The sequence below is a fragment of the Streptosporangium sp. NPDC002524 genome, from assembly GCF_040295985.1.
In the GTDB taxonomy this organism is placed as follows: Bacteria; Actinomycetota; Actinomycetes; order Streptosporangiales; family Streptosporangiaceae; genus Streptosporangium.
On sequence record NZ_JBEOWK010000005.1, the window covers coordinates 323,025 to 348,116 of the forward strand.

The window sequence follows — 25,092 nt, forward strand, 5'->3', positions numbered from 1 at the left end:
ACAGCCCTAGATTGCTTCGGAGACATCTCGTGGCGCTCGTTGTTCAGAAGTATGGTGGTTCGTCCGTCGCCGACGCGTCCTGCATCAAGCGGGTCGCGCAGCGTATCGTCGCGACGAAAAAAGCCGGCAACGACGTCGTGGTGATCGTTTCGGCCATGGGCGACACGACGGACGAGCTGCTCGACCTCGCCCAGCAGGTCTCGCCGCTCCCACCGGGCCGCGAGCTCGACATGCTGCTCACCTCGGGTGAGCGCATCTCGATGGCGCTGCTGGCGATGGCGATCGCCAACCTGGGCCAGGAGGCGCGCTCGTTCACCGGCTCCCAGGCCGGCGTGATCACCGACTCCTCGCACGGCCGCGCGCGCATCATCGACGTGACGCCCGGCCGGATCCGCGGGGCGCTCGACAGCGGCCAGATCGCGATCGTGGCCGGGTTCCAGGGCGTCTCCCAGGACACCAAGGACATCACCACGCTCGGCAGGGGCGGCTCCGACACCACGGCGGTCGCGCTCGCCGCCGCCCTGAGCGCCGACGTGTGCGAGATCTACACCGACGTGGACGGCGTCTTCACCGCCGACCCCCGCATCGTCCCGGCCGCCCGCAAGATCCCCAAGATCTCGTACGACGAGATGATGGAGATGGCGGCGTGCGGTGCGAAAATCCTGCACCTGCGCTGTGTCGAGTACGCTCGCCGTTTCAGCCTGCCGATTCACGTCAGAAGCTCGTTCAGCACCAAGGAAGGCACGTGGGTCGTCTCCGACCCCGACAGCGAAGGAACAGAGATGGAGCAGCCGATCATCTCCGGCGTCGCGCACGACCGGAGCGAGGCCAAGATCACCGTTGTCGGGGTGCCCGACAAGGTCGGTGAGGCTGCGACGATCTTCAAAACGCTCGCCGACGCCGAGATCAACATCGACATGATCGTGCAGAACGTGTCGGCTGCGACGACCGGCCGGACGGACATCTCCTTCACGCTGCCCACGAGCGACGGCTCGGCCGCGCTCACCGCGCTGAAGAAGATCCAGGAGCGCATCGGCTTCGAGTCGCTGCTCTTCGACGACCAGATCGGCAAGGTCTCGCTGATCGGGGCGGGCATGCGCTCGCACCCCGGCGTCACCGCGACGTTCTTCGCCGCCCTCGCCGACGCGGGGGTGAACATCGAGATGATCTCCACCTCGGAGATCCGCATCTCGGTGATCGTCGGGCAGGACGAGGTGGACACGGCGGTCAGCGCCGCGCACCGCGCGTTCGACCTCGACGCGGACCAGGTTGAAGCAGTGATCTACGGAGGTAGCGGGCGATGAGCCGCAAGCCCACCCTTGCCCTGATCGGCGCGACCGGTGCCGTCGGCACCGTGATGCGCGACATCATCTCCAACCGCGAGGACGTCTACGGCGACATCAAGCTCGTCGCGTCCGCCCGCTCGGCCGGCAAGATCCTGCGGGTCCGCGGCGAGGACCTCGTCGTCCAGGAGCTCACCCCCGAGGTCTTCGACGGCGTCGACATCGCGATCTTCGACGTGCCGGACGAGGTCTCCGCGACCTGGGTGCCGATCGCCGCAGAGCGCGGCGCCGTCGTCATCGACAAGTCGGGCACCTTCCGGATGAACCCCGAGGTCCCGCTGGTCGTCCCGGAGGTCAACCCGCAGGACGCGCGCACCAGGCCGCTGGGGATCATCTCCACCCCCAACTGCACGACCCTGTCGATGATGGCCGCGATGGGTGCCCTGCACGAGGAGTACGGCCTGCGCGAGCTGGTCGTCGCCTCGTACCAGGCGGTCTCCGGCGCGGGCGTGGCGGGCTCGGCGCGCCTCTACGACGAGGTCGAGGCCCTGGCGGGCGACCGCACGGTCGGGCAGACCGCCGGTGACGTGCGCAAGGTCCTGCAGAACAAGCTGGGGGACGAGGAGTCGCCGTTCCCGGCGCCGGTGGCGTTCAACGTCGTGCCGTGGGCGGGTTCGCTCAAGGACGGCGGCTGGGCCTCCGAGGAGCTCAAGCTCCGCAACGAGTCGCGGAAGATCCTCGGGATCCACGACCTGAAGGTCTCCGCGACCTGCGTCCGCGTCCCGGTGATCACCACCCACTCGCTGGCCGTGCACGCGACCTTCGAGCGCGAGATCACCGTCGCCGACGCCCACCGGATCCTCGAGGCCGCCCCGACCGTGGTCGTCATGGACGACCCGGCCAACGGCGTCTTCCCGACCCCGGCGGACGTCGTCGGGACCGACCCCACCTACGTGGGCCGGGTCCGCCAGGCGCTCGACTTCCCCAACACCCTCGACCTGTTCGTCTGCGGCGACAACCTCCGCAAGGGCGCGGCCCTGAACGCGGCGGAGATCGCCGAGCTGGTCGCGGCCGAGTTCGCGTAGTTCTTCGTAGTTCCCCGTTCTTCCCGTTCTTCCCGTTCTTCCCAGGCCGTACGGCGGGGCGCGGTGTCCGATGACGCCACGCTTCGCCGTACGGCCTTCGCGTTCGCGGGGGACCCGGTCCCCGGGGTGACGTGGATCCTCGCGACGGCCGGGGCGGGTGAGTCTTTCGGGGACGGATCGGTGATCCCGCGGGGCCGAAGGCCGGTGATCTCGTGTGGGGGGCCGGTGCGGTCGTGTGGGTCGCCGAAGCGTCGAGGCGTCGGAGTGCCGGGTCGCTGGATCGCCGGGTCAGCGGAAGAGGATGTCCCAGTGGTCCGCCTCGCGGGCGAAGAGGGGGCCCGAGGTCGGCGACTGGCCGTACAGGCGGGCTCCGTCCCCCCGCACCCCCTGCGGCGGGTAGTTCTTCGTGATGTAGCGGTTGACGCAGGCGTTGGGCTTTATGTCGAGCTTGTAGCCCTCGTAGTGGCTGTAGGGCCCGGGGGCGTGGCCCACCTCGGTGCCGCCGGTGACGACGAGGGGGCAGCCGCTGCGGCGCTTCAGGTCGATGGCGCTGGAGACGGTCGTGGAGCGTACGGCATCCAGCGAGGTGCAGTTGCGTCCCTGGCGGTTCGCGCACTTGCCCGAGGAGGTCCAGCGCAGGCCCGCCGCCTTCAGGAGCCGCTTGGCGTCCGTCTGCTGGAGCCGCGTGGGATGTTGGGCCTGCTGTGCCTGCTGGGCCTGCTGCGTCTGGGGAGGGTGGGCCTCGGCCGGCTTCTCGAGGGCGACGGGAGCCTGCTTCCCCGAGGCGGCGGGGGCCTCTTTCTCCGTGGCGGCTGGAGCCTGTTTCTCCGTGGCGACGGTTTTCTCCGCGATGGTGACTTTCTCCGCGGTGACGGCGGCCGGGGGCGGGGCCTGCGCGTTTCCCCGGGCCTGTAACGCCCGTGCTTTTCCGGGGGGCCGGGAGGTGGTTTCCGGGGTCCGGGGGGCCGCCGGTTCGCGGGGGGTGCCTGTCAGGGCGGCGTTTCGCGTTCGCGCGGTGGTCTCGGGGGGCTGGGGGGCCGCCTGTTCACGGTGTTCGCTCGCCTGGGGGGCGGTTCGCGTTCGTACGGTGGTCGTGGAGGGGTGTGGTGGCGTGTCCGTGGATGTGGCGTCCTCCGGCCAGAGGGAGAACGCGGTCTCCCGGCCCCGCTGGACGTCCGCCGGGTGACACAGCTCCCACGTGTAGCGCCGGGCGGTCTCCAGGGTGGCGATGTCGTACACTCCGATGATCGTGGACCGGTGGGCCCGCACCGGGCCGGCCGCGACGGGCCGGCTCACGATCGCGGCGCCGGCCGACGCGGTCCCGCTCTCCGCGGTCGCGCTGTGGTGCGGTGCCGATGCGATGAAAGATAGCTGCAGAGCGAGCAGTGCTCCGGCGGAAAACCGGGCAGCTCGCTTTCTACAGGGACATGTCCCCATTTATGTATCCCTTGTCGCGGGAGCCCTTCCGCCAAAAGGATCAATCCCACTCCCGAACCCGGATGATCCCTCACGAAGAGTGATTTTTGCCCGGTAGTGGGAATGATCGGGCAGCTCGATGACCTGCTGAGACGGCAGTTCCGGAGATAGGCGACATATCGGTATTTGTCGCGTACGGCGCCATAGTCACGTCCCCGCGGACGGCGCGCGGGCGCGCCGGGCACGGCACGAAGCGGCGCCGAATCGAGGACGATATCGAGGGCGACGTCGGGAGCGATATCGAGGGCGGCGTCAAGGGCGATATCGGGAGCGGCGTCGAGAGCGGTGGAGCAATCGCGGATATGAGTGGCGGGTGCGATGTGGCGCGCTTAGGGTCGTTCACGGAGGCTCATCCCCGGTGGTGCGGGACGGATGATCTAGGCTTCGTCCGGTGGAGAAAGACCAGATGAGCCCGTTCTCCCAGCTCCAATCGACAGGTGACGAGCACCCCATGACCGAGCCGCCCCCGAGAACCCGTGGATCGGACAAGACCCGTGAGGTCATCGTGGAGACGGCCCTGCGGCTTTTCCGCGAGCGGGGATACGAGGCGACCACCATGCGGGCGATCGCCGCCGAGGCCGGGATCTCGGTGGGCAACGCCTACTACTACTTCGCCTCGAAGGAGATCCTGGTCCAGGCGTACTACGACCGCGCCCAGGCCGAGCACGAGGCGGCGTGCGAGAGGCTGCTGGCCACCGAGCGCCGGTTCGCCGCGCGGCTGGCGGGGGTGCTGCGGGAGTGGGTGCGGGTCTCCGAGCCGTACCACGAGTTCGCGGTGAAGTTCTTCAAGCACGCGGCCGAGCCGAGCAACCCGCTCAACCCGTTCAGCGCCGAGTCCTCGCCCTCCAGGGAGGCGTCGATCGCGATCTACCGGCGGGTCGTGGAGGGGTCCTCCGACCGCATGGACAGCGAGCTGCGGGCCGAGCTGCCCGAGCTGCTCTGGCTGATGTCGATGGGCGTCGTCCTGTTCTGGGTGCACGACGAGTCGGAGGGATGCCGCAGGACACACCGGTTCATCGAGCTCACCGTGCCGCTGGTGGACCGCCTGGTGGGGCTCTCGCACCTGCCCGGCCTGCGCGGGGTCGCCCGTGACTTCATCGCGGGGATCCACGAACTTCGCGAGTGAATCCCACCGGAACCCCATGAAGCACCGTATCGATCTGATTACCCTGGGTAGCCGATTCGATGACGGTTTCAAGGGAGTCCCATGGGCTGGATAGCCGTACTGGTGGTGGTGTCCGTCGCGATCGTGCTGATCGCGTTCCGCGTTCTCGGGAAGAGGGGGCGGGAGGACGACGAGCACGGCTCGTCGTCCGTCGACTTCTCCGCCAACCTCGCCCTCGCCGTCTATCTGCTGGTGCTGGCCTACGCCGCGGTCCTGTGCCGGGACGCGCTCTCGGTGTCGGAGGCCGACGTCCAGGCCGAGGCCGAGAGCCTCACCGAGATGTACTGGTCGGTGGCGCCCATCCCCGAGGCGGCGCCCGTCCGGGCCCAGATCCGGCAGTACACCGCGCAGAGCGTCGACCTCGACTGGCCGCTCATGGCCAGGAACGAGATGTCCCCGCTCCCCGGGCAGACCCTCATGGACATGCGGGCCACGGTGCTCAGGCTCCGCCCGGTCGGCGAGGAGAGCAGGAACCTCCAGCAGGACACGCTCGACCGGATCTCCGAGGTCTCCCACGCCCGCATCGTCCGGAGCGACGACGCGAGCACCGGCCTGGAGAACACCTTCGTGATCCTGCTGACCCTCTCCGGGCTGCTGGTGATCGCGCTGCCCTGGGCGCCGGGAGTGCGGCCCACCACCACGTCGATCGTCGCCGACCTGGTCCGGGTGGGCGTGGTCCTCATCGGCGTGTGCTTCATCATGCTGATCAGCCACCCGTTCAGCGGGCTCGGCGCCGTCGAACCCGACGCGTTCAAGGCCGCGCAGCGGCAGTACGACCAGATCGACGGCCAGTTCCCCGCCCAGCCGTAGCCCTCCTCGGCGCCCCGGCCGCGGACCGGCGCGCACGGTGGTCAGGAAGCCCGCCGGTGGACCCCCACCGGCGGGCTTCGCCGCGCGTGCCGCCCGGATCATCCGCGGCCCCTGCGGTTGAGGGCGGTGACCGCGGTGGCCGAGATCACGCCGGTGAACATCACCACGAGGACCAGCTTCCTGTCGGTGCCCTCGCGCCGCTTGGCGTAGCGATCGAGCACCAGCCGCTGCCGCAGGAGAGGGGGCACGCTGGAGGGCGCCGCCCTGGGCCGGGGGGTGCGGCTCCGGGCCGGGGTCGGCGTGACGGCGACGTCGAGGACGGCGGGGACGGGGGCGGGGAGGCGGACGGGTGGCGGCGCCGGGACGCGGGGCCCGGGGGGCCTGGGGGGCGCGGAGGGCTCCGGGGCGGACGGGGTGGGGGGAGCGGGTGGGGCGGACGCGGTGGGTGTCGGCCGCTCGGGCGAGGGTTCGGGCACCGGCTTCGGCTCCGGTTTCGGCTTCTGCTCGGGCTTTGGTTCCAGTTCCGGTTCCGGTTCCGGTTCCGGCTTTGGCTTTGGCTTCGGCTCGGGCTTCGGCTCTGGTTTCGGTTTGGCCGGGACGTCCGCCGGATGGCCCGGCGCGGACCCCCACCAGTGCCACCAGTGCCACCAGGGGACCTTCCGGTCGTCGATTCCCGGCGGGGGCACGGTCGGGTAGTCCGGTTCGGGCTTCGGGGCGGGCTTCGACTCCGGTTTCGGCTCGTTCGACGCCGGTTTCGGCTTCGGTGCGGACTGCGGCGCGGCCGGGGGGCCGGATTCCGGCTTCATTGACGGCTCCGGTGCCGGCTCCGGGAGCGCCGATCGGCCGGAGACCAGGGACACCCCGGGGTGGGAGGCGGGCGGTCCCGAGCCGCTTTCCGCCGCGAGGGGGTGTGTCCAGGCCAGAACGGGAGCCGCCATGCAGGTCGCGAGGGTCACCGCGCCGAGCGCGCCCCGCCGTTGGTTCCTCCGCCGATGCTTCGTCACGTAAAGTTTCTAGCATCATACGGAAAGTGATCGGCCGTTAAACGACCGGCCGGTGTAGATCATTCTTGCGGCGACATACCGTCCGGTTGGTACGGTCAGGGTATTGACGGCACCCCGAGCGGGTGCGGCAAGCTACATCAGAACATCGTTCTGGGGAAAGGTCCCAGGCGGCGACCACCGACACGGAGGCGGCACGATGACCACGGGCCCACGCTGGGGTATGACGATTCCCTTCTACGACCGTTCGCTCGCCGCCTCCAGGGATCTGATCGCCGAGCTTCCCGGACTCGGCTACACCGACGTCTGGTCCGCCGAGGTCAACGGCGTCGACGGCTTCGTCCCCCTGGCGATGGCCTCGGAGTGGGCCCCGGAGGTGCGGCTCGGCAGCGCGATCGTCCCGGTCTCCACCCGGGGGCCCGGCCTGCTCGCCATGTCCGCCGCCACGCTCGCCGACCTCGCCCCCGAGCGCTTCGTCCTGGGCATCGGGGCCTCCTCCCCGGCCATCGTCGAGCGCTGGAACGCCGGGGAGTTCGTCAAGCCGTTCGCCAGGACCAGGGACACCCTGCGCTTCCTGCGCAGGGCCCTCGCGGGCGAGAAGGTCAGCGAGCGGTACGAGACGTTCGAGGTCAAGGGCTTCAAGCTGGAGCGCGCCCCCAAGATCCCGCCGAAGATCGTGCTCGCCGCGCTGCGTCCCCGCATGCTGCGCTTGGCCGCGGAGGAGGCCGACGGCGCGATCACCAACTGGCTCTCGCCCGGGGACGTGCGGAAGGTCAGGGCCGAGGTCGGCGAGGAGACCGAGCTGATCGCCCGGCTGTTCGTGTGCGTCAGCGAGGACGCGGAGAAGGTGCGCGAGCTCGGGCGCTGGATGCTCGCGAGCTACCTGACCGTCCCGGTCTACGCCGCCTTCCACGACTGGCTGGGGCGCGGTGAGGTGCTGCGGCCGATGCACGAGGCGTGGGCGGCCGGAGACCGGCAGGCGGCGCTCAAGGCCATCCCCGACGAGGTCGTGGACGACCTCATCGTGCACGGCGACGCCGCCACGTGCCGGGCCAGGATCAGGGAGTATGTGGGCAACGGCCTGAACACCCCGGTCCTCGCCCCCATCCCCGGAGGCGAGGTCCCGATCGCCCAAGCCGTACGAGATCTGGCCCCCGCCGAGGAGTAGACCCTTGCACGACCTGTTGAGACTGGACGCGCTCGGGCAGGCGCGGGCCGTACGGAAAGGGGAGGTCTCCCCGAGGGAGCTGGCCGAGGCGGCGATCGCGCGGATCGAGGAGTGCGACGGCACGATCAACGCGGTCGTCCACCGCAGGTTCGAGCGGGCACTGGAGGAGGCGGGCGCGGCCGACCCCGGCGCCCCCTTCGCGGGCGTGCCGACGCTGCTGAAGGACCTGGGCTGGAGCATGGCCGGGGAGCCGTACCGCGCGGGGTCGCGCACCCTCGACGGGATCTCCGCCGAGCGCGACGGCTACGCGGTGACCAAGTTGCGCCGGGCGGGGTTCACGATCCTGGGCCGGACCAACACCTCGGAGTTCGGCACCGCGATCACCACCGAGCCGGTGGCGTTCGGTCCCACCCGCAACCCGTACGACCCGCGCTACAGCAGCGGAGGGTCGAGCGGCGGGTCCGCGGCGGCGGTGGCGGCGGGCATGGTCGCGGTCGCCTCGGCCAGCGACGGCGGCGGGTCGATCCGGATCCCGGCGAGCATGTGCGGGCTGGTCGGGCTGAAGCCCAGCAGGGGCAGGGTCAGCTCCGGCCCCTCGGCGGGCGAGCCCTGGGCGGGCTTCTCGGCCGCAGGCCTGCTCTGCCGTACGGTCAGGGACAGCGCGGCGACCCTCGACGTGATCGCCGGGACGATGCCGGGCGACCCGTACGGCGCGCCCGCCTGGCGGCGCCCGCTCGCCGAGGAGGCCGGAGCGGATCCCGGGCGGCTGCGGATCGGCTTCCTCACCGAACCCCCCGCCGGAGGTCTCCCGTCCGACCCGGACCTGGTGGCCGCGGTCACCGGGGCCGCCGGGCTGCTGGAGGTGCTGGGCCACCACGTCGAGCCAGGAGGGCCCTCCGCGCTCGCCGACGACGGCTTCGCCACGCACTTCGGCACGATCGTCGCCGCCCACGTGGCCGCCGATCTGGAGGACATCGGGCGCTGGCGCGGCAGGCCGGTCGAGCTCGACGAGCTGGAGACGCGCAACCGCATCCTGGGAGCGGCGGGCCGCAGGCTCGACGCGGTCGGCTACGTGCTCTCGCGCGACTGGATCGACGGGTTCAGGCGGCGGATGGCCGCCTGGTGGGAGTCGTACGACCTGCTGCTCATGCCGTCCCTGGGGGTGGCGCCCTTCCGGCTCGGCTGGCTGCCTCCCGACGACGTCAGCACCGCGCGGGGCCGTACGAACCAGGCGGTGGCGTTCACCTCGCCCGTGAACGCCACCGGGCAGCCCGCGATCTCCCTGCCGCTGCACCACACCGCCGACGGCCTGCCGGTGGGGGTGCAGCTGGTCGCCGCGGCGGGGCGGGAGGACCTGCTCGTCCGGGTGGCCGCCCAGATCGAGGAGGCGCGGCCCTTCCGGCACGCGGCGGCGCGCTAGCGTCCGTGGTGCGGCGGGAGCGTGGACGCCGGCCTCGGCCGGGCGGTCCGGCCGAGGGGCCCGGCTGAGGGGTCTGGCCCGGGGTGGGGCGCGGTCTCGCGCCGGGGCGGTGGGGAGCAAGGCGGTGGGGGGCGCGATCTCGCGCCGGGGAGGAGCGGAGGCGGTGGAAGGTCGCGGTCCCTCAGGCCGTACGCCGGGTTGGGGAACCCTGTCGGGAAGTCACGCGTTATATCGTGAGGCGGTGGGGTAGTAGGCCGCCAGGCGAACGTGGTTCCGAGGAGGATTCCATGGCGAAGGCGGCTCGCGCGGCGCAGGCGTGGCGGACGTACAAGGACGTGACGAAGCCGGGTTCGCCCGGTCTCGGCGCTCGGCTGCGCGCCCTCCCCAGGATGGTCGGCGCGGTCATGCGCGGGGAGTATTCCGGCATGGGCAAGGGCAAGCTGGCCATGATGGGGCTCGGCGTGCTCTACATCATCTCGCCGGTCGACGTCGTTCCCGACTTCCTGGTTCTCATCGGGGTGGCCGACGACTTCGGCGTGTTCCTGTGGCTGATGGGCTCCCTGCTCGGCGAGGGCGGGCGCTACGTCGACTGGGAGCGCGAGAAGGTCAGGTCCGTCCAGCCCTGAGCCGAGGGCGCGAAAGGATCGGCTCCGTTCTCAGGGGACGGCGCAAGAGGGGCAGGTCCGTCCAGCCCTGGATCGAGGGTGCGAACGGGTCAGCTCCGTCTTGAGGGGACGGCGCAAGAGGGGTAGGTCCGTCCAGCCCTGGATCGAGGGGGCGAACGGATCAGCTCCGTCTTGAGGGGACAGCGCGAGAGGGTCAGGTCCGTCCGGCCCTGAGCCGAGGGTGAGGAGTGGGTCGGCTCCGCCCCGGCCCGAGCGGGGAGCACGAGCGACCCCCCGCGTCCCCCTTCTCAAGCAGGGGGACGCTCCGCCCCGGTCAGAGATCCGTATGGAGACCCCTCCTGAACCGGCGAGTTCGTGTGAACCCTCCCGGCCCAGGGGCGGGAGCGGTCAGATCTGTTCCATCCTGAGCCAGGCGCGTGAGGGCAGCGGGTGGCCGAAGAGGCGGGCGGCGTTGCCGTAGGCCACCCGGGCGATGTCGGCGGGCGGCAGGCTGCCCAGGTTCGTCGCGACGGCCTGCTGGGTGTCGGGCCAGGTGGAGTCGGAGTGCGGATAGCCGCTCTCCAGCAGCACGTGCTCCAGCCCGACGGCGAGCCGCACCCCGGAAAGGGCGTGGTCGTTGAGCGTGCCGAAGAAGAAGTTTCTCCGCAGCACCTCGCTGGGCTTCAGGCCGCCCTCCCACGAGGCCTCCCCCGCCACCGGGTGGTCGAGCGCGTAGTCGGCCCGCTCGGCCAGCATCGGCAGCCAGCCCACGCCACCCTCCACGATCAGGATCCGCAGCGCGGGGAAGCGCAGCGGGACGCCCGACCAGAGCCAGTCGGCGCAGGCGAACATGGCGCTCGCCGGCATCAGCGTGGTGATCGCCTCGATCGGGGTGTCCGGGGACGGGACCGGAGCCCAGGAACCGGCGCCGGCGTGCAGGCAGACGACGGTCCCGGTCTCCTCGCACGCCTGGAAGAACGGGTCCCAGTGGTCGCTGTGGATGGACGGCAGGCGCAGCCGGGTGGGGAACTCGGGGAAGAGCACCGCCTTGAAACCGCGCGCCGCGTTGTCGCGGATCTCCTTGGCGGCCACCTCGGGATCGGTCAGCCAGGGCAGCTGCAGGGCGATGATCCGCTCCGGGTAGGTGCCCGCCCAGACCTCCACGTGCCAGTCGTTCCACGCGCGCAGGACCGACAGGCCCAGCTCCTGGTCGCGGGTCTTGGCGAAGACCATGCCCGACTGCCCGGCCAGCATGCCGGGGAAGCAGAGCGCGGCCCAGACGCCGGCGCGGTCCATGTCCTCGATCCGGGCCTCGACGTCGTGGCATCCGGGACGCATGTGCTCGAACCGCACCGGGTCGAGCGTCCACTGCTCGCGGGGCAGGCCGGCGCCCACGTCGAGCCCGGCACAGGGATAGGTGGCCCCGCCGTAACGCCAGACCTGGTGACCGGAGTCGGTCTCGACCACCTTGGGCGCCTTGTCGGCGTATTTCTCCGGCAGCCGGTCGTCGAACATGTCGGGCGGCTCGATCAGGTGGTCGTCGGCTGAGATGATCACATAGTCCCGCCGCCTGGGCTCGGGGTCGGGGAGCAGCGGCGTAGTCACACGGTCAACCGTATTCCGCTGGAATAACACTCATCAAGCCGCAAGGTCTCCGCTTGGTATCTCTGTCTCTCACGACGTCTCTCACGACGTCTCTCACGACGTCTCTCACGACGTCTCTCACGACGTCTCTCACGACGTCTCTCACGACGTCTCTCACGACGTCTCCCGGACGTCTTTCGCGACGGCTCTCGTAAGGGCTCCCGCGATGCTCGCCGTGACGTCTTTCGTGAGGGCACCCGCGACGTTCGTGGGGTCGCCCGCGACGCTCCTCGCGAGGCCCTCCGGTACGCCTCCCGCGGCGTCCCTCGCAGGGTGGGCGGGCGCGGGCCCCGGGGCCACCGGAGGGGGGTAAGGGCGGCCCCGGGGGGCGGACCCGCCGGAGGGTGCTGCCCATGGCGGGTCCTGTGAGGGCGCCTACCCAGAGATCGCGTCGATATCGGGATTTTTCAAAAGATGATTCTTGAGAGCGGACATCACACTCTCGTCTACACCCAGAGTCCGCAGGCAGTGGTCCCGTACCGGGCCCAGCTCGGCCAGGAAGAGACGCATCGCCTCGGCGGGCGCCTGTCCGAACCCCGCCCACTGGGGCTCGCCCGGATGTTCCTTCTCCCAGTACGCGACCATCTGGGCCCTGGACAGCCCGGTCAGCGCGTAGTCGGCGATCACGTCCTCCTCGGGCACCCCCAGCAGCCGCAGGACCAGGGCGACCAGCAGCCCGGTGCGGTCCTTGCCCGCCGCGCAGTGGACCACCACGGGCGCGTTGTCCGCCTCGGCGATCACCTCCAGCGCACTCCTGAGCTCGGCGTGCCCGTCGTGGGCCACCTCCAGGTAGCGGTCGGCGAAGAACCTCGCGACCCCGGCGTCGGGGTGGTAGTCGCCGACGGTGTCCCACCTGCGGTGCTCGACCGGGAGGTTGTGGTAACTCGGCCCCTGGGGGGCACGGCCGCGACGTGTCACCTCGTTGGGATGGCGCAGGTCGATCACGGTGCGTACGCCGAGCGCGTGGAAACGGTCGAGGTCGTCGTCGGCGAGCATGTGCAGCGAGGCCGAGCGGTAGAGCCGCTGCCAGCGCACCTCCATCCCGCCGTCCGTCCGGTAGCCGCCCACGTCGCGGAAGTTGTACAGCCGCGCGAACTCGATATGCCGGATCACGCCCTCTAACCTATCCAGCGGTGGGTCTCGCGCGATGGGGGCAGGGGATGCGAGTGATGGTTCCGGCACGGGATGACATTCCGTACGCCGTGCGGGTGGCGCTGCTGTTCGTGCTCGCGCTCTCCACGGTGATCGTCCACATCAACCAGGCACCTCCCCTGCGGCCCGCGGTGGAGCTCGTGGCGGACCTGCGGGCGGGCGAGGTGACCAAGGTCGTCTACGACCGCAACTGGCCCGCCTACGGCACGCTGACCTGGTCCCACGGGCCGCTCTCCTGGAGCCAGGCCCGGTTCGACCAGCCCGACGACGTCTGGGATCCCCGGACCACCCGTCTGGTCCCCGAGGCGCTGGAGCGCCGCCAGGAGGCCTTCCTCGCCCAGGTGCGCGCCGCCGCCGACCCCTCCGTGGAGATCGTGCGCTCCGACGGCCTCGGGGCCCTGGCGGGCTCGCCCGCCTACGGGCGGTGGTGGGAGCCGTTCGGCCCGGTGGCGGTGGCGGCGGAGATCCTGGCCTGGCTGCTCATGCTGACCAGGCCGAACCCCCGCTACGCCAGCCGCTGGGCGTGGTTCTGGATGTTCCTCACCGGCGGCTCGCTGCTCTACGTCCTGCTGGAGCCGAGACCCCTGTGGCGGGATCCGTACGAGGCGCTGCCCGCACCGGCCAAGCTCGACGGGACACGCGGGTTCGCGATCGCGGTGGCACTTCTTTTCGGCATGGCGATGGTCAACGCGTGATCGTCGAGTAGTAAATAAGGCATGGACCCTGAAGTTCCCGAAGCGCCGGAGGTCCGTCGCGGCTGGCGGATCGTCGGGCTCACCATCCGGTCGGCGCTCCTGCTCTGCCTGGCCTTCGGGACCCTCGTCTTCACGCTGAGCGTCACGCCCCTGCCGGGGACGGGGGCCGAGTTCCGCGCCGCCGCCGAGGCCGGCCGCATCTCCTTCGTCGAGTACGAGGGGCGGACCGGCGCGGTCTCCTACGTCCGATGGGCCCAGGGCCCGCTGCTCTGGCGCGAGTTCAGGCCGCGGACGCCCGAGGAGGGCGTGCCCGCCCAGGTGTGGAAAGAGTTGAGGGAGGACCTGGGGCCGAGCCGCGTCTGGTCGATCGAGCAGAGCAGATCGGAGGGGAACGGGTGGATCCCCGGCTGGGCCGCCGACACGCAGCGACTCGTCGGCGGACCGTGGCTGGTGATCGGCTGGATACTCACGTTCCTGATCATGCTCGGCTCGACGCCCCGGCTGGGCAACCGGTGGGCCTGGCTCTGGCTCTTCACCGTCGGGCAGGTCGGCGCGATCCTCTTCCTGCTGCTCGAACCCCGTCCGCTCTGGTTCGCGGCCGGGCGGCGTCCCAAGCCGCGCGAGCGGCTGAGCGGCGGGTGGGGTTTTCTGACGGCGATCGGGCTGGGCCTGCTCTCCTCCGGCCTGCTGGCGGCCGTCGGCTATCTCCTGAGCCTCCTCAGGAACTAGGCGCGGAGGCGGGCGGGGTCGCCGGGCGCGGGCGACTCGCCGGACGCGGAGTGCCTCTCCGGCGTGGCGGGTTCACCGGGCCCGGAACCCGGGCCGCCGGGCCCGGAACCCGGGCCGCCGGGCTCGGAAGCCGGTTCGCCGGACCCGGAGCCCGGATCACCGGACCCAGGACCCGGGCCGCCGGACCCAGGACCCGGCTCACCCGACCCAGGACCCGGGTCACCGGGCTCAAGACCCGGGCCGCCGGGCTCGGATTCCGGGTCACCGGGATCCGGATCACCGGGACCCGGGCCGCCGGTCGCGGCCGGTGCCGAGGCCGCCGCCCTGAGGTCGGCGGCCTCCCTGCGGATCAGCAGTGCCCAGCCGCCGATCGCGACCCCGATGAACAGCCACCACTGCACGCCGTAGGCCAGGTTGAGGCCGCCCCCCTCGCCGACGTCCGGCGTGGGGACGGGCGCGGGCGCGCCGGCGGCGGCCGCCGGTGACTGCTCGATCAACTCGACGAACCCGCCGAGGAGCTTGTACGGCAGGCGGCGCCCGATCGCCTCGGTGTTGATCAGCAGGACCTGTCCCGCGGGCAGGCCCGCCCGGTCGCGGATGCCCGAGGTCTCCTCGGTCTCGGTGGGACGTAACCTGCCGGTGACAGTCACCTCACCCGAGGACGGCGCCGGGACCTCGGGGAGGGCGTCGGCGCTGACGCCCGCCCTGACCCAGCCCCGGTTCACCAGCACGCCGGTGCCGTTCGCCGTGACCAGCGGGGTCAGCACGTAGAAGCCGACCGCCTTGTCCTGGACGCGGCGCCGGACCAGGAGCTGAGCGTTCGCGTCGTATGTCCCCTTGGCGAGGACAGTGCGGTATTTGTCCTGCGTAGAGACGGTGCCGCCGGGTGTTGTGAGCTCCTCCACGGCGACGGGAGCGGCGCCCAGGTTGCCGGTGATCCGGTGGCTACTGGTGGACCTCTCCTCGAAACGCCCGAACTGCCACTGTCCGAGCAGCACGAAAGCGGGGATGACCAGCAGCACCACCACGTGGAGGGCGAGCCATCGGGGAGTCAGCAGGAACCGGTACACGTCATCAAGGGTAGGCACCGGGGGCACCGCCCCGTCCTCCGACCACGCCTTTGGAAACGGCCGGGTGCGCCTTTGGGCGTAGTAAGGTGCCCGGGACCGCACGATCCTCGGATGTCATGGAAAAGCTCGCCGGACACTCCGGACATCACGTACGGTCGTGTGAGATTTCCCCCGGGATGTTCCACCACCTCCGGAGCCCGCCCCTGATGACTGTGCTCATGCCCGCCCCCCCGGCTCCGCTCGTACTCCCCCGCATCGGGGTCCTGCTGCGGCACGCCGCCCCCAGGGTGTTCGAGAGCATGATCCTTCCCGTTCTCGTCTTCTACGTCGCGCTGGTCTTCACCAACGCCAACGTCGCGCTCGCGGTGGCGGCGGCCTGGGTCTACGGCGGCGTCGCCTGGCGGCTGGTCAAGGGTGGCGAAGCGCCCGGGACACTATTGCTGGCGGCGGGCACGATCACCGTCAGGGTGGTGCTGACGGTGGCGACGGGCAACCCCATCGTGTTCTTCCTGCAGCCCTGCCTCGGGGTGTTCTGCGTGAGCATGGGCTTCCTGCTCACCGCGCCGCTGCGGAGGCCGCTGATCCGGCGGGTGGTGGCCGATCTCGTGCCGCTGCCCGACCAGGTGATGGAGCACCCGAGGATGCGCCGCTTCTTCGTGTCCCAGTCGGTGGTGTGGGGCTGCGCGCAGCTGCTGAACGGGGTGCTGAGCCTCTGGCTGCTGCTCAGCCAGACCCTGGAGACCTACCTCCTCGTCCGTACCTCCGCGGTCGCGGTGCTGCTCGGCGGCGCGGCGCTGGTCTCGGTGCTCAGCCTCAGGCACTGCCTGCGGAGGCTGGAGACGCGAGGGACGGAGATCCCGGAGCCGGGGACACCGGACCCGCGGGCGCCGAGGCCGTAGCCCCGCGGCGCAGTCCGGGGCCGGGCAGCGGGGTGACCTCTCTCGGACCCGCTACCTCGTGCCCTTCGGCGCAGCGGAAGTGCTGCTCGACCGGGGCGCCGCAGTCTCGGTGGGTGATGAGCACCGGCGGCCCATCGTGGTCGCTGAGATAGCGGTCGCCCCACCGCATCAGGGCCATCAGGGCCGGATAGAGGTCGAGGCCCATCTGGGTCAGCCGGTACTCGTCGCGCTGCCGCTGGCCGGGCTCGCGGTAGGGGACCTTGCGCAGCAGTCCCTCCTCCACCAGCCGGGTCAGCCGGGCGCTGAGCACCTGCCGGGGCGCTCCGGTGGCGGCCTGCATGTCGGCGAAGCGCCGCACGCCGCTGAACGCCTCGCGCAGCACCAGGAACGTCCACTTCTCGCCGACGACGCCCAGGGCACGTTCGATGGAGCAGTTTTCTATGTGCAGGGGCAGGTTGCCGGGAGCCGCCTCATTCATGTGCGAATCGTAAGTCGCCATCGCACCACCTCCAACGTTCATCTAAGTCTAGTTGACATACTCAGCTGCCCCGCGAGACTCTGAGTCCATGATGCGAACTCAGCTGGTGTCGCCGGACGGTGTCCCGGCGCCCGGGGACGCCCCGCCCGCGCGCGGGGACGTCGCGGTCGTACGCGGGGACGTCGCGGTCACGTGTGAGGACGTCGCGGTCGTACGTGGGGATCTTGAACGAGTGTCCGGGGGCGTCCCGGTCGCGCGCCGGGATCACGGGGATCGCGGGGATCACGGACCGATTCCCGAGGTCGTCACGGCCGGGTCGGGGGACGTCGTGACCGTGCCCGGAGGTGCCGTCGAGATCCGGCCCGCGCGGCCGGACGACGACGAGGAGGCGATCCGCCGCTTCCTCGGTGGACTGTCGCCCCGTACGCAGGCGCTGAGGTTCTTCGCCGGGATGGGCCGTCCGAGCGCGAGCTTCGTCAGGACGCTGCTCGCGGTGGACGAGCGGCGCGACGCCCTGCTCGCCGTGCACGGGAACCTTCTCGTCGGGCACGCGATGAGCTACCGGGGCGAGGAGACCGACGTCGAGATCGCCGTGGTGGTGGGCGACGAGTGGCAGGGAATGGGACTGGGCTCCCGGCTCGTCCGCGCGCTGATGCGCCGCGCGGAGGTCAGGGGGGCCAGGACGGTGGGGATGGACGTGCTCGGGGACAACCGCACGGTCCTGGCGATGGTCCGCAGGGCATGGCCGGAGGCGACCATGCGCGTCTCCTCGGGGACGGTCGAGGTGACCGCGACGGTTCTCCGCTGAGACCACTCCGGGGCGATTCCCGCGCGGCCCCGGACTCACCGGGTCCCGCGCGGGCTCACCGGCTCACCACCCGGGCCGGTTTCCATGCGGCCCCACCCGGGCTCACCGGGGCGGGTTCATCCGCTCACCACCCGGACCGGTTCCCGCACAACCTCACCGGTTCACCACCCGGGCCGGTTCCCGCACAGCCCCACCGGTTTACGCCCCGGGCCGGTTTCCACACGGCCCCACCCGGGCTCATCGGCTCGTCGTTCGGGCTCGTCGGCGGGGCTCGTTGAGGGGTCCCACCAGGGGCGTACCGGGTCGGAGGTTCCGGCCCGCAAGCCCGGACGGCGCCGTCACCGAACCCGGGGACCGGACATCCGGGGTGACGATCCGGGCTCCCGGATCAAGACGGTACGATCGACGTGGTCCAAGCCGTTCCCCGGGCAGTTTGCGGAACAAGGTTCTGTTGCTCCACCATGGGATCCGTGAAGACTGCCAAGAGCGGACGCGACGGCCGCACCAGGATCGTCGAGGGTGCCCTGCGCCGATTCAGCCAGGACGGGGTCTCGGCCACCACGCTGGCCAGCCTCCGTGAGGAGAGCGGCGTCAGCGTCGGCAGCTTCTACCACCACTTCGCCAGCAAGGAACACGTCTTCGGCGTCCTGTACGCCGAGACCCTGCGCATGTACCAGGACGCGTTCCTCGCCGAGCTCCAGCGTCACGAGAGCGCGCGGGGAGGCATCGAGGCCATCGTCGCGCTGCACATGTCCTGGTGCGGCGAGCACCGCGAGCGCGCCCACCTGCTGATCAGCGAGCGGCCGCCCAGGCGTGACGAGCCGGGCGGCACCGAGGTGTCGGAGTCGCGCAGGGCGTTCTTCAGGAAGGTCTCCGACTGGTGGCGCCCGCACATGAAGGACGGCCTGCTCCAGCCCGTCCACCCGACGATGTGCTACGTGCTCTGGCTGGGACCGGCCACCGAGATGTGCCGCCTGTGGTTCGCCGGCGCGCACCAGCCCACCCCCGAGGAGATCGGCGGCCTCCGCGAGGCGGCCTGGCAGAGCCTGCGGCAGCAAACCCCCTGACAGACCCCTGACCGACAGACCCCTGACCGACAGACCCCTGAGCGGCCGTCACCGTTGCGGCATGAGCGGCCGTCACCGCATGCCCCTGAGCGGCTTGACCCTCTGAAAGTTCTCGACTCTTCGAGCGGCCCGTCCCCGTACGGCCGCTCCGAGCGTTGCCCGCTCTGCGGGTGTCACTGATACTCCGGCCCGGATCACGGGGGCTTTTCCGGGCCGGAGCGGTCTCAGTGCGCTCCCACAAGCTGACGCGTCCGCGTCGACACCCGCCAGACGTCCTCGTCCAGCGAGATGTCCAACCGCAGGTCCTGGCGCCGGCGCCGCAGGCCGGGCACCCGCACCCGGTCGGAGACGTCGAACCTGCCACGCCGTGCGTAGCCGAACCCCAGCTCTCCCGGGAAGACCCGTAACTCATCCTGGTTGCCACACCGCGGGCATGTCCACGCGACCAGGTCCTTGCCACGGTGGTAGTCGTGGCAGGCGCGGAAATACTCGTCGGGATGAAAACGGGACTCGCAGGCGAAGCAGGGGATCAGCATCATGGATCCTTTGAAGCGTGTGGTGCGGCTCCCAAGAAGTACCGCTTTCCACTTGAAGTCCGCTTGCAGATCGCTTACCCCGATGGGTAACAGTCTCATCACCGGGAGCATCCGGACGTCCCCGGTGCGAGGATTGCCCGGTGAACGATCTGCTCGGCCGGCTCAGGGGGCTCCTGCTCGACACCGGCTACACCATCGACGGCGTCCGCGAGCGTCTCGGCGACGTCGCCGCCACCGCCCTCTCCCGTGAGGAGACGATCCCCGCCCTGCGCGCCACCGCGGACGGCGACCCGCTCGCCACCCTGATCCGGCTGTGGTGGCTCGGCGTTCCCGTGGAGGCGCGGAGGATGCCCGCGGGCCTCGCCGCGGAGGAGCTGGCCGCCGCGGGCCTGGTGACCGTCGAGGACGGCCGGGTCACCTCCGCGGTCCACCTGCAGCCCTGGGAGACCGACGGCACCAGTGGCTCCGACAGCGCCGGTGGCTCCAGTGGCTCCGGTGGTTATGTCGTCTCCGACCGGAAGGTCAGGCCGGGCGACCCGGCCCTGCGCCCGGACCACGTCGTCGGCGCGGGCGGCGCCTCGGCGAACCTGGCCCAGCTGGCCTCCCGCCGCCCCGTCGGGCGCGCCCTGGACATCGGTACCGGGTGCGGGGTGCAGGTCCTCCACCTGGACGGCAGGGCCGAGGAGATCACGGCCACCGACGTCAACCCGCGCGCGCTGGAGCTGGCCGGGCTCAGCTGGGCGCTGTCCGGGGTCACCGGCGTCGACGCCCGGCGGGGCTCCCTGTTCGACCCCGTCGAGGACGACCGCTTCGACCTGATCGTCTCCAACCCGCCGTTCGTCATCTCCCCGGCGGGCCGGTTCACCTACCGCGAGTCGGGCTTCCACGCCGACGACTTCTGCCGCGACCTCGTACGCCTGGCGCCCCGCCATCTCGCGCCCGGCGGCACCTGCCACCTGCTGGCCAACTGGCTGCACGTCGGCGGCGAGGACTGGCGCGACCGGGTGGGCGGCTGGCTCGCCGGGACCGGCTGCGACGGCTGGGTGGTGCAGCGCGACGTCCAGGATCCCGCCGAGTACGTCGAGCTGTGGCTGCGGGACGCCGCCGAGCAGGGCACCCCGCGCCACCGCGAGCTCTACGACGACTGGCTCGGCTGGTTCGAGGCCGCGGACGTCACCGGGATCGGCTTCGGCTGGATCACGCTGCACGACTCCGGGAGCCTCGACCCCGTCGTGCGGGTCGAGGAGTACGGGCACCCGGTGGAGCTGCCCGTCGGCGGATACGTGGACGAGGTGCTCGGCGCGGTCACCACGGCCCACCGGATGGCCGACGCCGAGCTGCTCGGCTCCAGGCTCGTGCTGGCCGAGGGGGTGCTGGAGGAGCGGGTCGGCCCGCCGGGCGCCGAGGACCCGGCGCGCATCGTGCTGCGGCAGACCTCGGGGCTGCGCCGCGCCGCGACGGTCGGGACCGTGGAAGCCGCCCTCGCGGGGGTCTGCGACGGCGATTATCCACTGGACCCGCTGCTCGCCGCGATCGCGGAACTGACCGGTGAGGACCACGACGACCTGCGGAGAAAGGCTCCCGCCGCCCTCCGTCCACTGATCGCCGAAGGGTTTTTCCACATATCCACAGGGTGATCGTCCACAGGCTGTGGATATCGCCGCTATCACTTGTCAATCGGATGGCAAACGCCGTGGGAGAGGCTCTGGTCGTGGGGCACGGACCCGGGGGGTGAAGGGTCCGTGCCACGTCCGGCCGACCGTCACAGTGAGGCGGCCGACCCGCGAGCGACGCACCGGATGACCGGGCCCCCTACGCGTCGCCCGGGTCAGACGGCCGGCCGGACCTCCACGCCCATCCCGAACCGCGGGGCCTGACTTCGAGGGGAACGCCGGTGATCAACCACGTCTGGATGACGCGTCTCGACGACGACCTGTACGACGGCCTGGCATCAGCTGTCGACCTGGTCGCGCTCCAGCAGAAGACGCAGATCCTCGGCCTCGGGCGCCCCGAGCCTGCCGAACAGGTCGTGGGCGCGTTCGAGGCATCCCCGGCCACGCTCGGCCCGGCCGAGACCGTTGAGCGCCTTGCCTAGCACCCACAGCGCCTGCGCCTCGCCGTACGGGTGGCTGATCTCCCGGCTCACGGTGAGCGCCTGTTCCGCGTGACGGGCCGCGTCCGTGAAGCGGCCCGCGCTGATGAACGTCTCCGCCAGCCGGGAGCAGACCCGCTGCTCCCAGACCCGCTGCCTGCTCGCCCTGAAGAAGGCGAGGCACTCGGCGTGGTGGTGGACCGCCTCGTTCAGCCGGCCGACCCGCGACAGGATCATCCCCAGGTGGTAGCGGGCCCTGGCGGTGCCCGCGCTGGAGCCCATCTCGATGAACAGGGCGAGCCCCTGCTCGGCGGCGGCGATCGCCTCCTTCGGCTGCTCCAGGAACAGGTGGTCGCGGGCGGAGTAGCTGAGGGTGAGGGCCTCCCCGCCCCGCGCCCCGGCCTCCCTGAACGCCTCGCGCGCCGAGCCGAACCAGGCGAGGGCCTCCCGGTGGCGGCGCCGGCGCCCGGCCACGACGGCCAGCGCGTTGAGCGCCTCGCCGGTGACGATGCTGTCGCCTCCGGCCGACATCTCCAGCGACGTACGGAACTCCTCCTCCGCCTCGGCCAGCCGGTTGGCGCCGAACAGCACCCGCCCGAGCACGTAGCGGCAGCGCAGCTCGCTGGAGACGGCGCCGATCCGCCGCGCGACGGCCAGCATCTCCCGCGTGCGGCTCTCGAACTCGCGGACGTGGCTCCCCGACTCCAGCAGCGGCTCCATGGCGAGCAGCAGGTCGGCCCCCGGCAGCAGCTCGTCGGCCTTGTCCGCGCAGGTCACCTGGGCGATCGACGCGAACAGCGACTCCGCCTCCACCGAGAGCCAGGCCACCGCCTCGTCGGCGGAGGCGAAAGCGTGACCGGTCCCGGTGACTCCCAGCCGGTCGGCCATCGTGCTGCCCTCGTAGGCGAGGCGGTGCGCCGAGCGCGCGGACGCCAGGTAGAAGTCGAGCAACCGGCGCAGCGCCGCCTCGCCCTCCCCGCCGATGGTCACGCTCACCCCGGACCCGCGCCGCTCCCCCCGCTTCGTCTCGCCCGCGGCGCAGCTCTCCTCCGTCGCGTTCTCGGTGCGTTCCGCGACGCGGCGGGCGAAGAGCTTGAGCAGGTCGTGGAAGCGGTAGCGGCCGGGAGCGGGGGCTTCGAGCAGGCTGGTGTCCACCAGGGACTCCAGGACGTCCTCGGTGTCCATCGGGTCCAGCGCGAGCAGCGCCGCGGCGGCCCCGACCGAGATGTCCGGGCCCCCGGGCAGCGAGAGCAGCCGGAACGCGCGGGCCTGGGCGGGGGTGAGCTGGCCGTACCCGAGGGCGAAGGTCGCCTCCACCGCGAGGTTGCCCACGCGCATCTCGTCCAGGCGGCGGCGCTCGTCGGCGAGCCGGGGCACCAGGGAGGCGACCGTCCAGGACGGCCTCGCGGCCAGGCGCGCCGCCACGATCCGCACCGCGAGCGGCAGGAAACCGCAGGCGGCGACCACGTCCATGGCGGCGGCGCGCTCGGCCTCCACCCTCTCCACGCCGGCGACGATGCCGAACAGCGCGAGAGCCTCCTCCGGCTCCATGACGTCCAGGTCGACCAGCCTGGCCGAGGCCAGGTCGGCGAGCTTGCCCCGGCTGGTCACGATCGCCGCGCATCCGGCCGAGCCGGGGAGCAGCTGGCTCACCTGGGCGGCGTCGCGCGCGTTGTCCAGCAGCACGAGCATCCGCCGGTCGGCGAGGAGCGAGCGGAACAGCGCCGACCGCTCGGCCAGGCCGTCGGGGATGGCGTCGGCGGGCAGGCCGAGCCCGCGCAGGAAGGCCGCGAGCGCCGACTCGGGCGCGGTCGGCTCCTCGCCGTACCCGCGCAGGTCGGCGTAGAGCTGGCCGTCGGGGAACAGGTCGTGCATGGCGTGGGCGACGTGCACGGCCAGGGCCGTCTTGCCCACGCCGCCGATGCCGGAGATGGCCGCCACCGGCACGCCCTCGGAGCCGTCCTGGACCGACAGCAGCGTGCGCAGCCGCGCGATGATCTGGCGGCGGCCGGTGAAGTCGTTCGCGCCGGCGGGAAGCTGCGCCGGTCGTGGCAGCTCCGGTCGTGGCAGCTCCGGGCTCGTCGCCGTCGCCCGCGCCTCCGGCGTCCTCGCGGCCTCGGGGTCGGGTTCCTGGGCCGGCTTCGGCGTGGAACCTTCCCGCGCCGCGGGTTCCGCGGTCTCGGCGGCCCTGACGGTTTCGGCGGGCCGTGCCGGCGGGTCGGCCGGGACCGGTGCGAGGCCCGGGTCGCCGGTGAGGATGCGCTGGTGCATGCTCTTCAGGTCGGAGCCCGGCTCGATGCCCAGCTCCTCGATCAGCGTGGCGCGGGTGTCGGCGAAGGCCGCCAGCGCCTCCGCCCTGCGCCCGCACCGGTAGTAGGCCAGCATCAGCTGGGCGCGGAGCCGCTCGCGCAGCGGGTGGTCGCCGGTCAGCGCGATCAGCTCGGACAGGACGTCGGCGTGCCTGCCCAGCTCCAGGTCCAGGTCCATCAGGGCTTCGAGCACGCTCATCCGGCGCTCGGCGAGCCGCCCGCGCTGGTGTTCGGCGTACGGGCCGACGGCCCCGGCGAGCGGCTCGCCGGTGTGGAGCGCCAGGCTCGCGCGCAGGCTCTCCGCGGCCCGCGCCGGATCGCCCTCGCGGCGCGCGGTCTCCGCCTCCTGGACGCCGTGCTCGAAGGAGAGCAGGTCGAGGGAGCCGCCGTTCAGCCGCAGCGCGTACCCCCTGCCGACGGAGGTGAGCAGCTCGGGGCGGGTGCGCGGCGACCGGCCGGGCTCCAGCACCGCGCGCAGCCGGGAGACGTAGGTGCGCAGCGCGCCGAGCGCGCGGGGCGGGGCCTCCTCCCCCCAGATCGCGTCGATCATCTCGGCGGGCGTGACCGCCCGGCCCTCCCTCAGCAGGAGCATCGCCAGGATGGAACGTTGCAGTGGGGTGCCCAGATCGAGCTCGGAACCGTCGCGCCATGCCTGGACAGGACCGAGCACGGCGAACCGCAATCCGTCTCCGCTGCCCTGAACAGCCATTTCTTGAATCTCCGCCCAATGGGAAGTTTTATGGCCAAATGATAGATCCTCCCTTGCTTACCCCGTAGGTAGAGGCTTGCTTGTTCGCCGAGACGTTGATTACTCGTCAATCGGCTGTTGAGCCGTGCCCCCGATGCTGATGTCGTCGGGCATGGCCCCATACGGGGGCGGCCATGCCCGACAAGTCAGTGGATTGCAGGCATGGATAAAGGGGCTGTAAGTGCGATGCAGGCACCGGGGCCTATCAATGAGCCATGGCTCCTCAGCAAGCCGGGAGCCGCACCCCTCAAGGAGAGAACCACCATGCGCCGCTCGATCACCAAGCTCCTCGGTCTCGCCGCCGCCACCGCCGTCATCGCGATCGGTGTTCCCGCCCTCGCCACCCCCGCCTCCGCCTCCACCGCCGCTCCCGCCTCCGCGAGCAGCTATGACGAGGAGCCCTGGGGCTACTACTACTCCAAGTACTACGACGACTCCCGTGCCCGCGCCCGGGGCAGCGTCTCGCTCGACGATGACGACCGCCTCCACGTCCGGGGACGGCTCTACGACAAGTACTCGCCGAACTGGCTCTGCGGCTACGCCCAGTTCAAGTTCGAGACCCACGACGGCGACGAGAACTACTCCTGGGCCCGCAAGTGCGGCACCAGCGGCTACCAGAACTTCCACTACGTCGCGGACGACATCGACAACCTGCAGGTCAGGGTCTGCTACTGGGACAAGCACGACGCCAAGAAGACGCTGTGCGGCAAGTGGCGCTACATCTACGAGGTCGAGTCCGACGACGATGAGTGACCCCGGGGCTTCCGGCGGGGGCCGGTGAATCCGGTGGGGGCGGTGAATCCGGTGGGGGCCGGTGAAACCGCCCGGCGGTACCGGTAGACGAATCTCCTC

Annotated in this window: 22 protein-coding genes; 14 read left to right on the forward strand and 8 right to left on the reverse strand. The window is 71.4% G+C overall.

Translation table 11 applies throughout. From position 1 onward, the window contains the following. Positions 1-29 precede the first annotated feature (29 nt). Positions 30-1,304 (forward strand): aspartate kinase, encoded by a 1,275-nt coding sequence (locus ABT053_RS10875; protein ID WP_344743937.1) that lies wholly within the window; start codon positions 30-32, stop codon positions 1,302-1,304. Next, positions 1,301-2,368, forward strand: a complete 1,068-nt coding sequence (locus ABT053_RS10880) for an aspartate-semialdehyde dehydrogenase (protein ID WP_350968711.1) — start codon at positions 1,301-1,303, stop codon at positions 2,366-2,368. Before ABT053_RS10875 ends, ABT053_RS10880 begins: the two co-directional genes overlap by 4 nt. A 288-nt stretch (positions 2,369-2,656) precedes the next feature. Here the strand turns inward: ABT053_RS10880 and ABT053_RS10885 are convergent, their stop codons facing one another. Further along, positions 2,657-3,607 carry a hypothetical protein gene (locus ABT053_RS10885; protein WP_350968712.1) on the reverse strand — a complete coding sequence of 317 codons (951 nt, stop codon included), beginning with the start codon at positions 3,605-3,607 and terminating at the stop codon, positions 2,657-2,659. A gap of 628 nt (positions 3,608-4,235) precedes the next feature. Here ABT053_RS10885 and ABT053_RS10890 point away from each other — a divergent pair. Together ABT053_RS10890 and ABT053_RS10895 are read left to right on the forward strand one after the other, a co-directional pair. Further along, positions 4,236-4,970 (forward strand): TetR/AcrR family transcriptional regulator, encoded by a 735-nt coding sequence (locus ABT053_RS10890; RefSeq protein WP_350968715.1) that lies wholly within the window; start codon positions 4,236-4,238, stop codon positions 4,968-4,970. Between the two features lie 81 nt (positions 4,971-5,051). Then, the gene (locus ABT053_RS10895; protein WP_350968716.1) at positions 5,052-5,819 is read left to right on the forward strand and encodes a bestrophin-like domain; all 768 of its coding nucleotides are present in this window, start codon (positions 5,052-5,054) and stop codon (positions 5,817-5,819) included. A gap of 98 nt (positions 5,820-5,917) precedes the next feature. Here ABT053_RS10895 and ABT053_RS10900 read toward each other — a convergent pair whose 3' ends face one another. Next, positions 5,918-6,295, reverse strand: coding sequence for a hypothetical protein (locus ABT053_RS10900; RefSeq protein ID WP_350968717.1), 378 nt, complete (start codon positions 6,293-6,295; stop codon positions 5,918-5,920). A 724-nt stretch (positions 6,296-7,019) separates the two neighbouring features. Between ABT053_RS10900 and ABT053_RS10905 the strand changes: the two genes are divergently transcribed. The 3 genes from ABT053_RS10905 (at position 7,020) to ABT053_RS10915 (ending at position 10,034) form a co-directional block, all read left to right on the forward strand. Continuing rightward, positions 7,020-7,988, forward strand: coding sequence for an LLM class F420-dependent oxidoreductase (locus ABT053_RS10905; RefSeq protein ID WP_350968718.1), 969 nt, complete (start codon positions 7,020-7,022; stop codon positions 7,986-7,988). A 4-nt stretch (positions 7,989-7,992) separates the two neighbouring features. Next, positions 7,993-9,408, forward strand: coding sequence for an amidase (locus ABT053_RS10910; protein ID WP_350968719.1), 1,416 nt, complete (start codon positions 7,993-7,995; stop codon positions 9,406-9,408). Between the two features lie 287 nt (positions 9,409-9,695). Next, the gene (locus ABT053_RS10915; RefSeq protein WP_350968720.1) at positions 9,696-10,034 is read left to right on the forward strand and encodes a YkvA family protein; all 339 of its coding nucleotides are present in this window, start codon (positions 9,696-9,698) and stop codon (positions 10,032-10,034) included. Positions 10,035-10,421: 387 nt separating this feature from the next. Here the strand turns inward: ABT053_RS10915 and ABT053_RS10920 are convergent, their stop codons facing one another. Further along, the gene (locus ABT053_RS10920) at positions 10,422-11,618 is read right to left on the reverse strand and encodes an amidohydrolase family protein (RefSeq protein ID WP_350968721.1); all 1,197 of its coding nucleotides are present in this window, start codon (positions 11,616-11,618) and stop codon (positions 10,422-10,424) included. 414 nt (positions 11,619-12,032) lie between these two features. Next, positions 12,033-12,770 (reverse strand): tyrosine-protein phosphatase, encoded by a 738-nt coding sequence (locus tag ABT053_RS10925; RefSeq protein WP_350968722.1) that lies wholly within the window; start codon positions 12,768-12,770, stop codon positions 12,033-12,035. 56 nt (positions 12,771-12,826) lie between these two features. Here ABT053_RS10925 and ABT053_RS10930 point away from each other — a divergent pair, with 56 nt between their 5' ends. Beyond that, positions 12,827-13,504: a hypothetical protein gene (locus tag ABT053_RS10930; protein WP_350968724.1), complete on the forward strand. Its 678-nt coding sequence runs from the start codon at positions 12,827-12,829 to the stop codon at positions 13,502-13,504. 21 nt (positions 13,505-13,525) lie between these two features. Then, positions 13,526-14,233, forward strand: a complete 708-nt coding sequence (locus ABT053_RS10935) for a hypothetical protein (RefSeq protein WP_350968725.1) — start codon at positions 13,526-13,528, stop codon at positions 14,231-14,233. On the opposite strand, the gene ABT053_RS10940 is transcribed toward ABT053_RS10935, so the two are convergent. After that, the gene (locus ABT053_RS10940) at positions 14,230-15,321 is read right to left on the reverse strand and encodes an SURF1 family cytochrome oxidase biogenesis protein (protein ID WP_350968726.1); all 1,092 of its coding nucleotides are present in this window, start codon (positions 15,319-15,321) and stop codon (positions 14,230-14,232) included. The genes ABT053_RS10935 and ABT053_RS10940 overlap by 4 nt on opposite strands. A 188-nt stretch (positions 15,322-15,509) precedes the next feature. Between ABT053_RS10940 and ABT053_RS10945 the strand changes: the two genes are divergently transcribed. After that, a complete protein-coding gene (locus ABT053_RS10945) occupies positions 15,510-16,202 on the forward strand; it encodes a VC0807 family protein (RefSeq protein WP_350968727.1) in 693 nt (230 codons plus the stop codon). Here the strand turns inward: ABT053_RS10945 and ABT053_RS10950 are convergent. After that, positions 16,117-16,680: a winged helix-turn-helix transcriptional regulator gene (locus tag ABT053_RS10950; protein ID WP_350968728.1), complete on the reverse strand. Its 564-nt coding sequence runs from the start codon at positions 16,678-16,680 to the stop codon at positions 16,117-16,119. The two genes, ABT053_RS10945 and ABT053_RS10950, sit on opposite strands and share 86 nt — an antisense overlap. A gap of 88 nt (positions 16,681-16,768) precedes the next feature. Here ABT053_RS10950 and ABT053_RS10955 point away from each other — a divergent pair, with 88 nt between their 5' ends. Next, entirely contained in the window at positions 16,769-17,488 is a 720-nt protein-coding gene (locus ABT053_RS10955; RefSeq protein WP_350968729.1) for a GNAT family N-acetyltransferase, read from the forward strand. A gap of 470 nt (positions 17,489-17,958) precedes the next feature. Continuing rightward, entirely contained in the window at positions 17,959-18,555 is a 597-nt protein-coding gene (locus ABT053_RS10960; protein ID WP_350968730.1) for a TetR/AcrR family transcriptional regulator, read from the forward strand. Between the two features lie 224 nt (positions 18,556-18,779). On the opposite strand, the gene ABT053_RS10965 is transcribed toward ABT053_RS10960, so the two are convergent. Further along, a complete protein-coding gene (locus tag ABT053_RS10965; protein ID WP_344743918.1) occupies positions 18,780-19,091 on the reverse strand; it encodes a hypothetical protein in 312 nt (103 codons plus the stop codon). 140 nt (positions 19,092-19,231) lie between these two features. On the opposite strand from ABT053_RS10965, the gene ABT053_RS10970 reads away from it, so the two are divergent. Next, positions 19,232-20,728: a DUF7059 domain-containing protein gene (locus ABT053_RS10970; protein WP_350968731.1), complete on the forward strand. Its 1,497-nt coding sequence runs from the start codon at positions 19,232-19,234 to the stop codon at positions 20,726-20,728. 314 nt (positions 20,729-21,042) lie between these two features. Here ABT053_RS10970 and ABT053_RS10975 read toward each other — a convergent pair whose 3' ends face one another. Continuing rightward, positions 21,043-24,201, reverse strand: a complete 3,159-nt coding sequence (locus tag ABT053_RS10975; protein ID WP_350968732.1) for an AfsR/SARP family transcriptional regulator — start codon at positions 24,199-24,201, stop codon at positions 21,043-21,045. Positions 24,202-24,504: 303 nt separating this feature from the next. On the opposite strand from ABT053_RS10975, the gene ABT053_RS10980 reads away from it, so the two are divergent. Beyond that, positions 24,505-24,993 (forward strand): hypothetical protein, encoded by a 489-nt coding sequence (locus ABT053_RS10980; RefSeq protein ID WP_350968733.1) that lies wholly within the window; start codon positions 24,505-24,507, stop codon positions 24,991-24,993. Positions 24,994-25,092 lie beyond the last annotated feature (99 nt).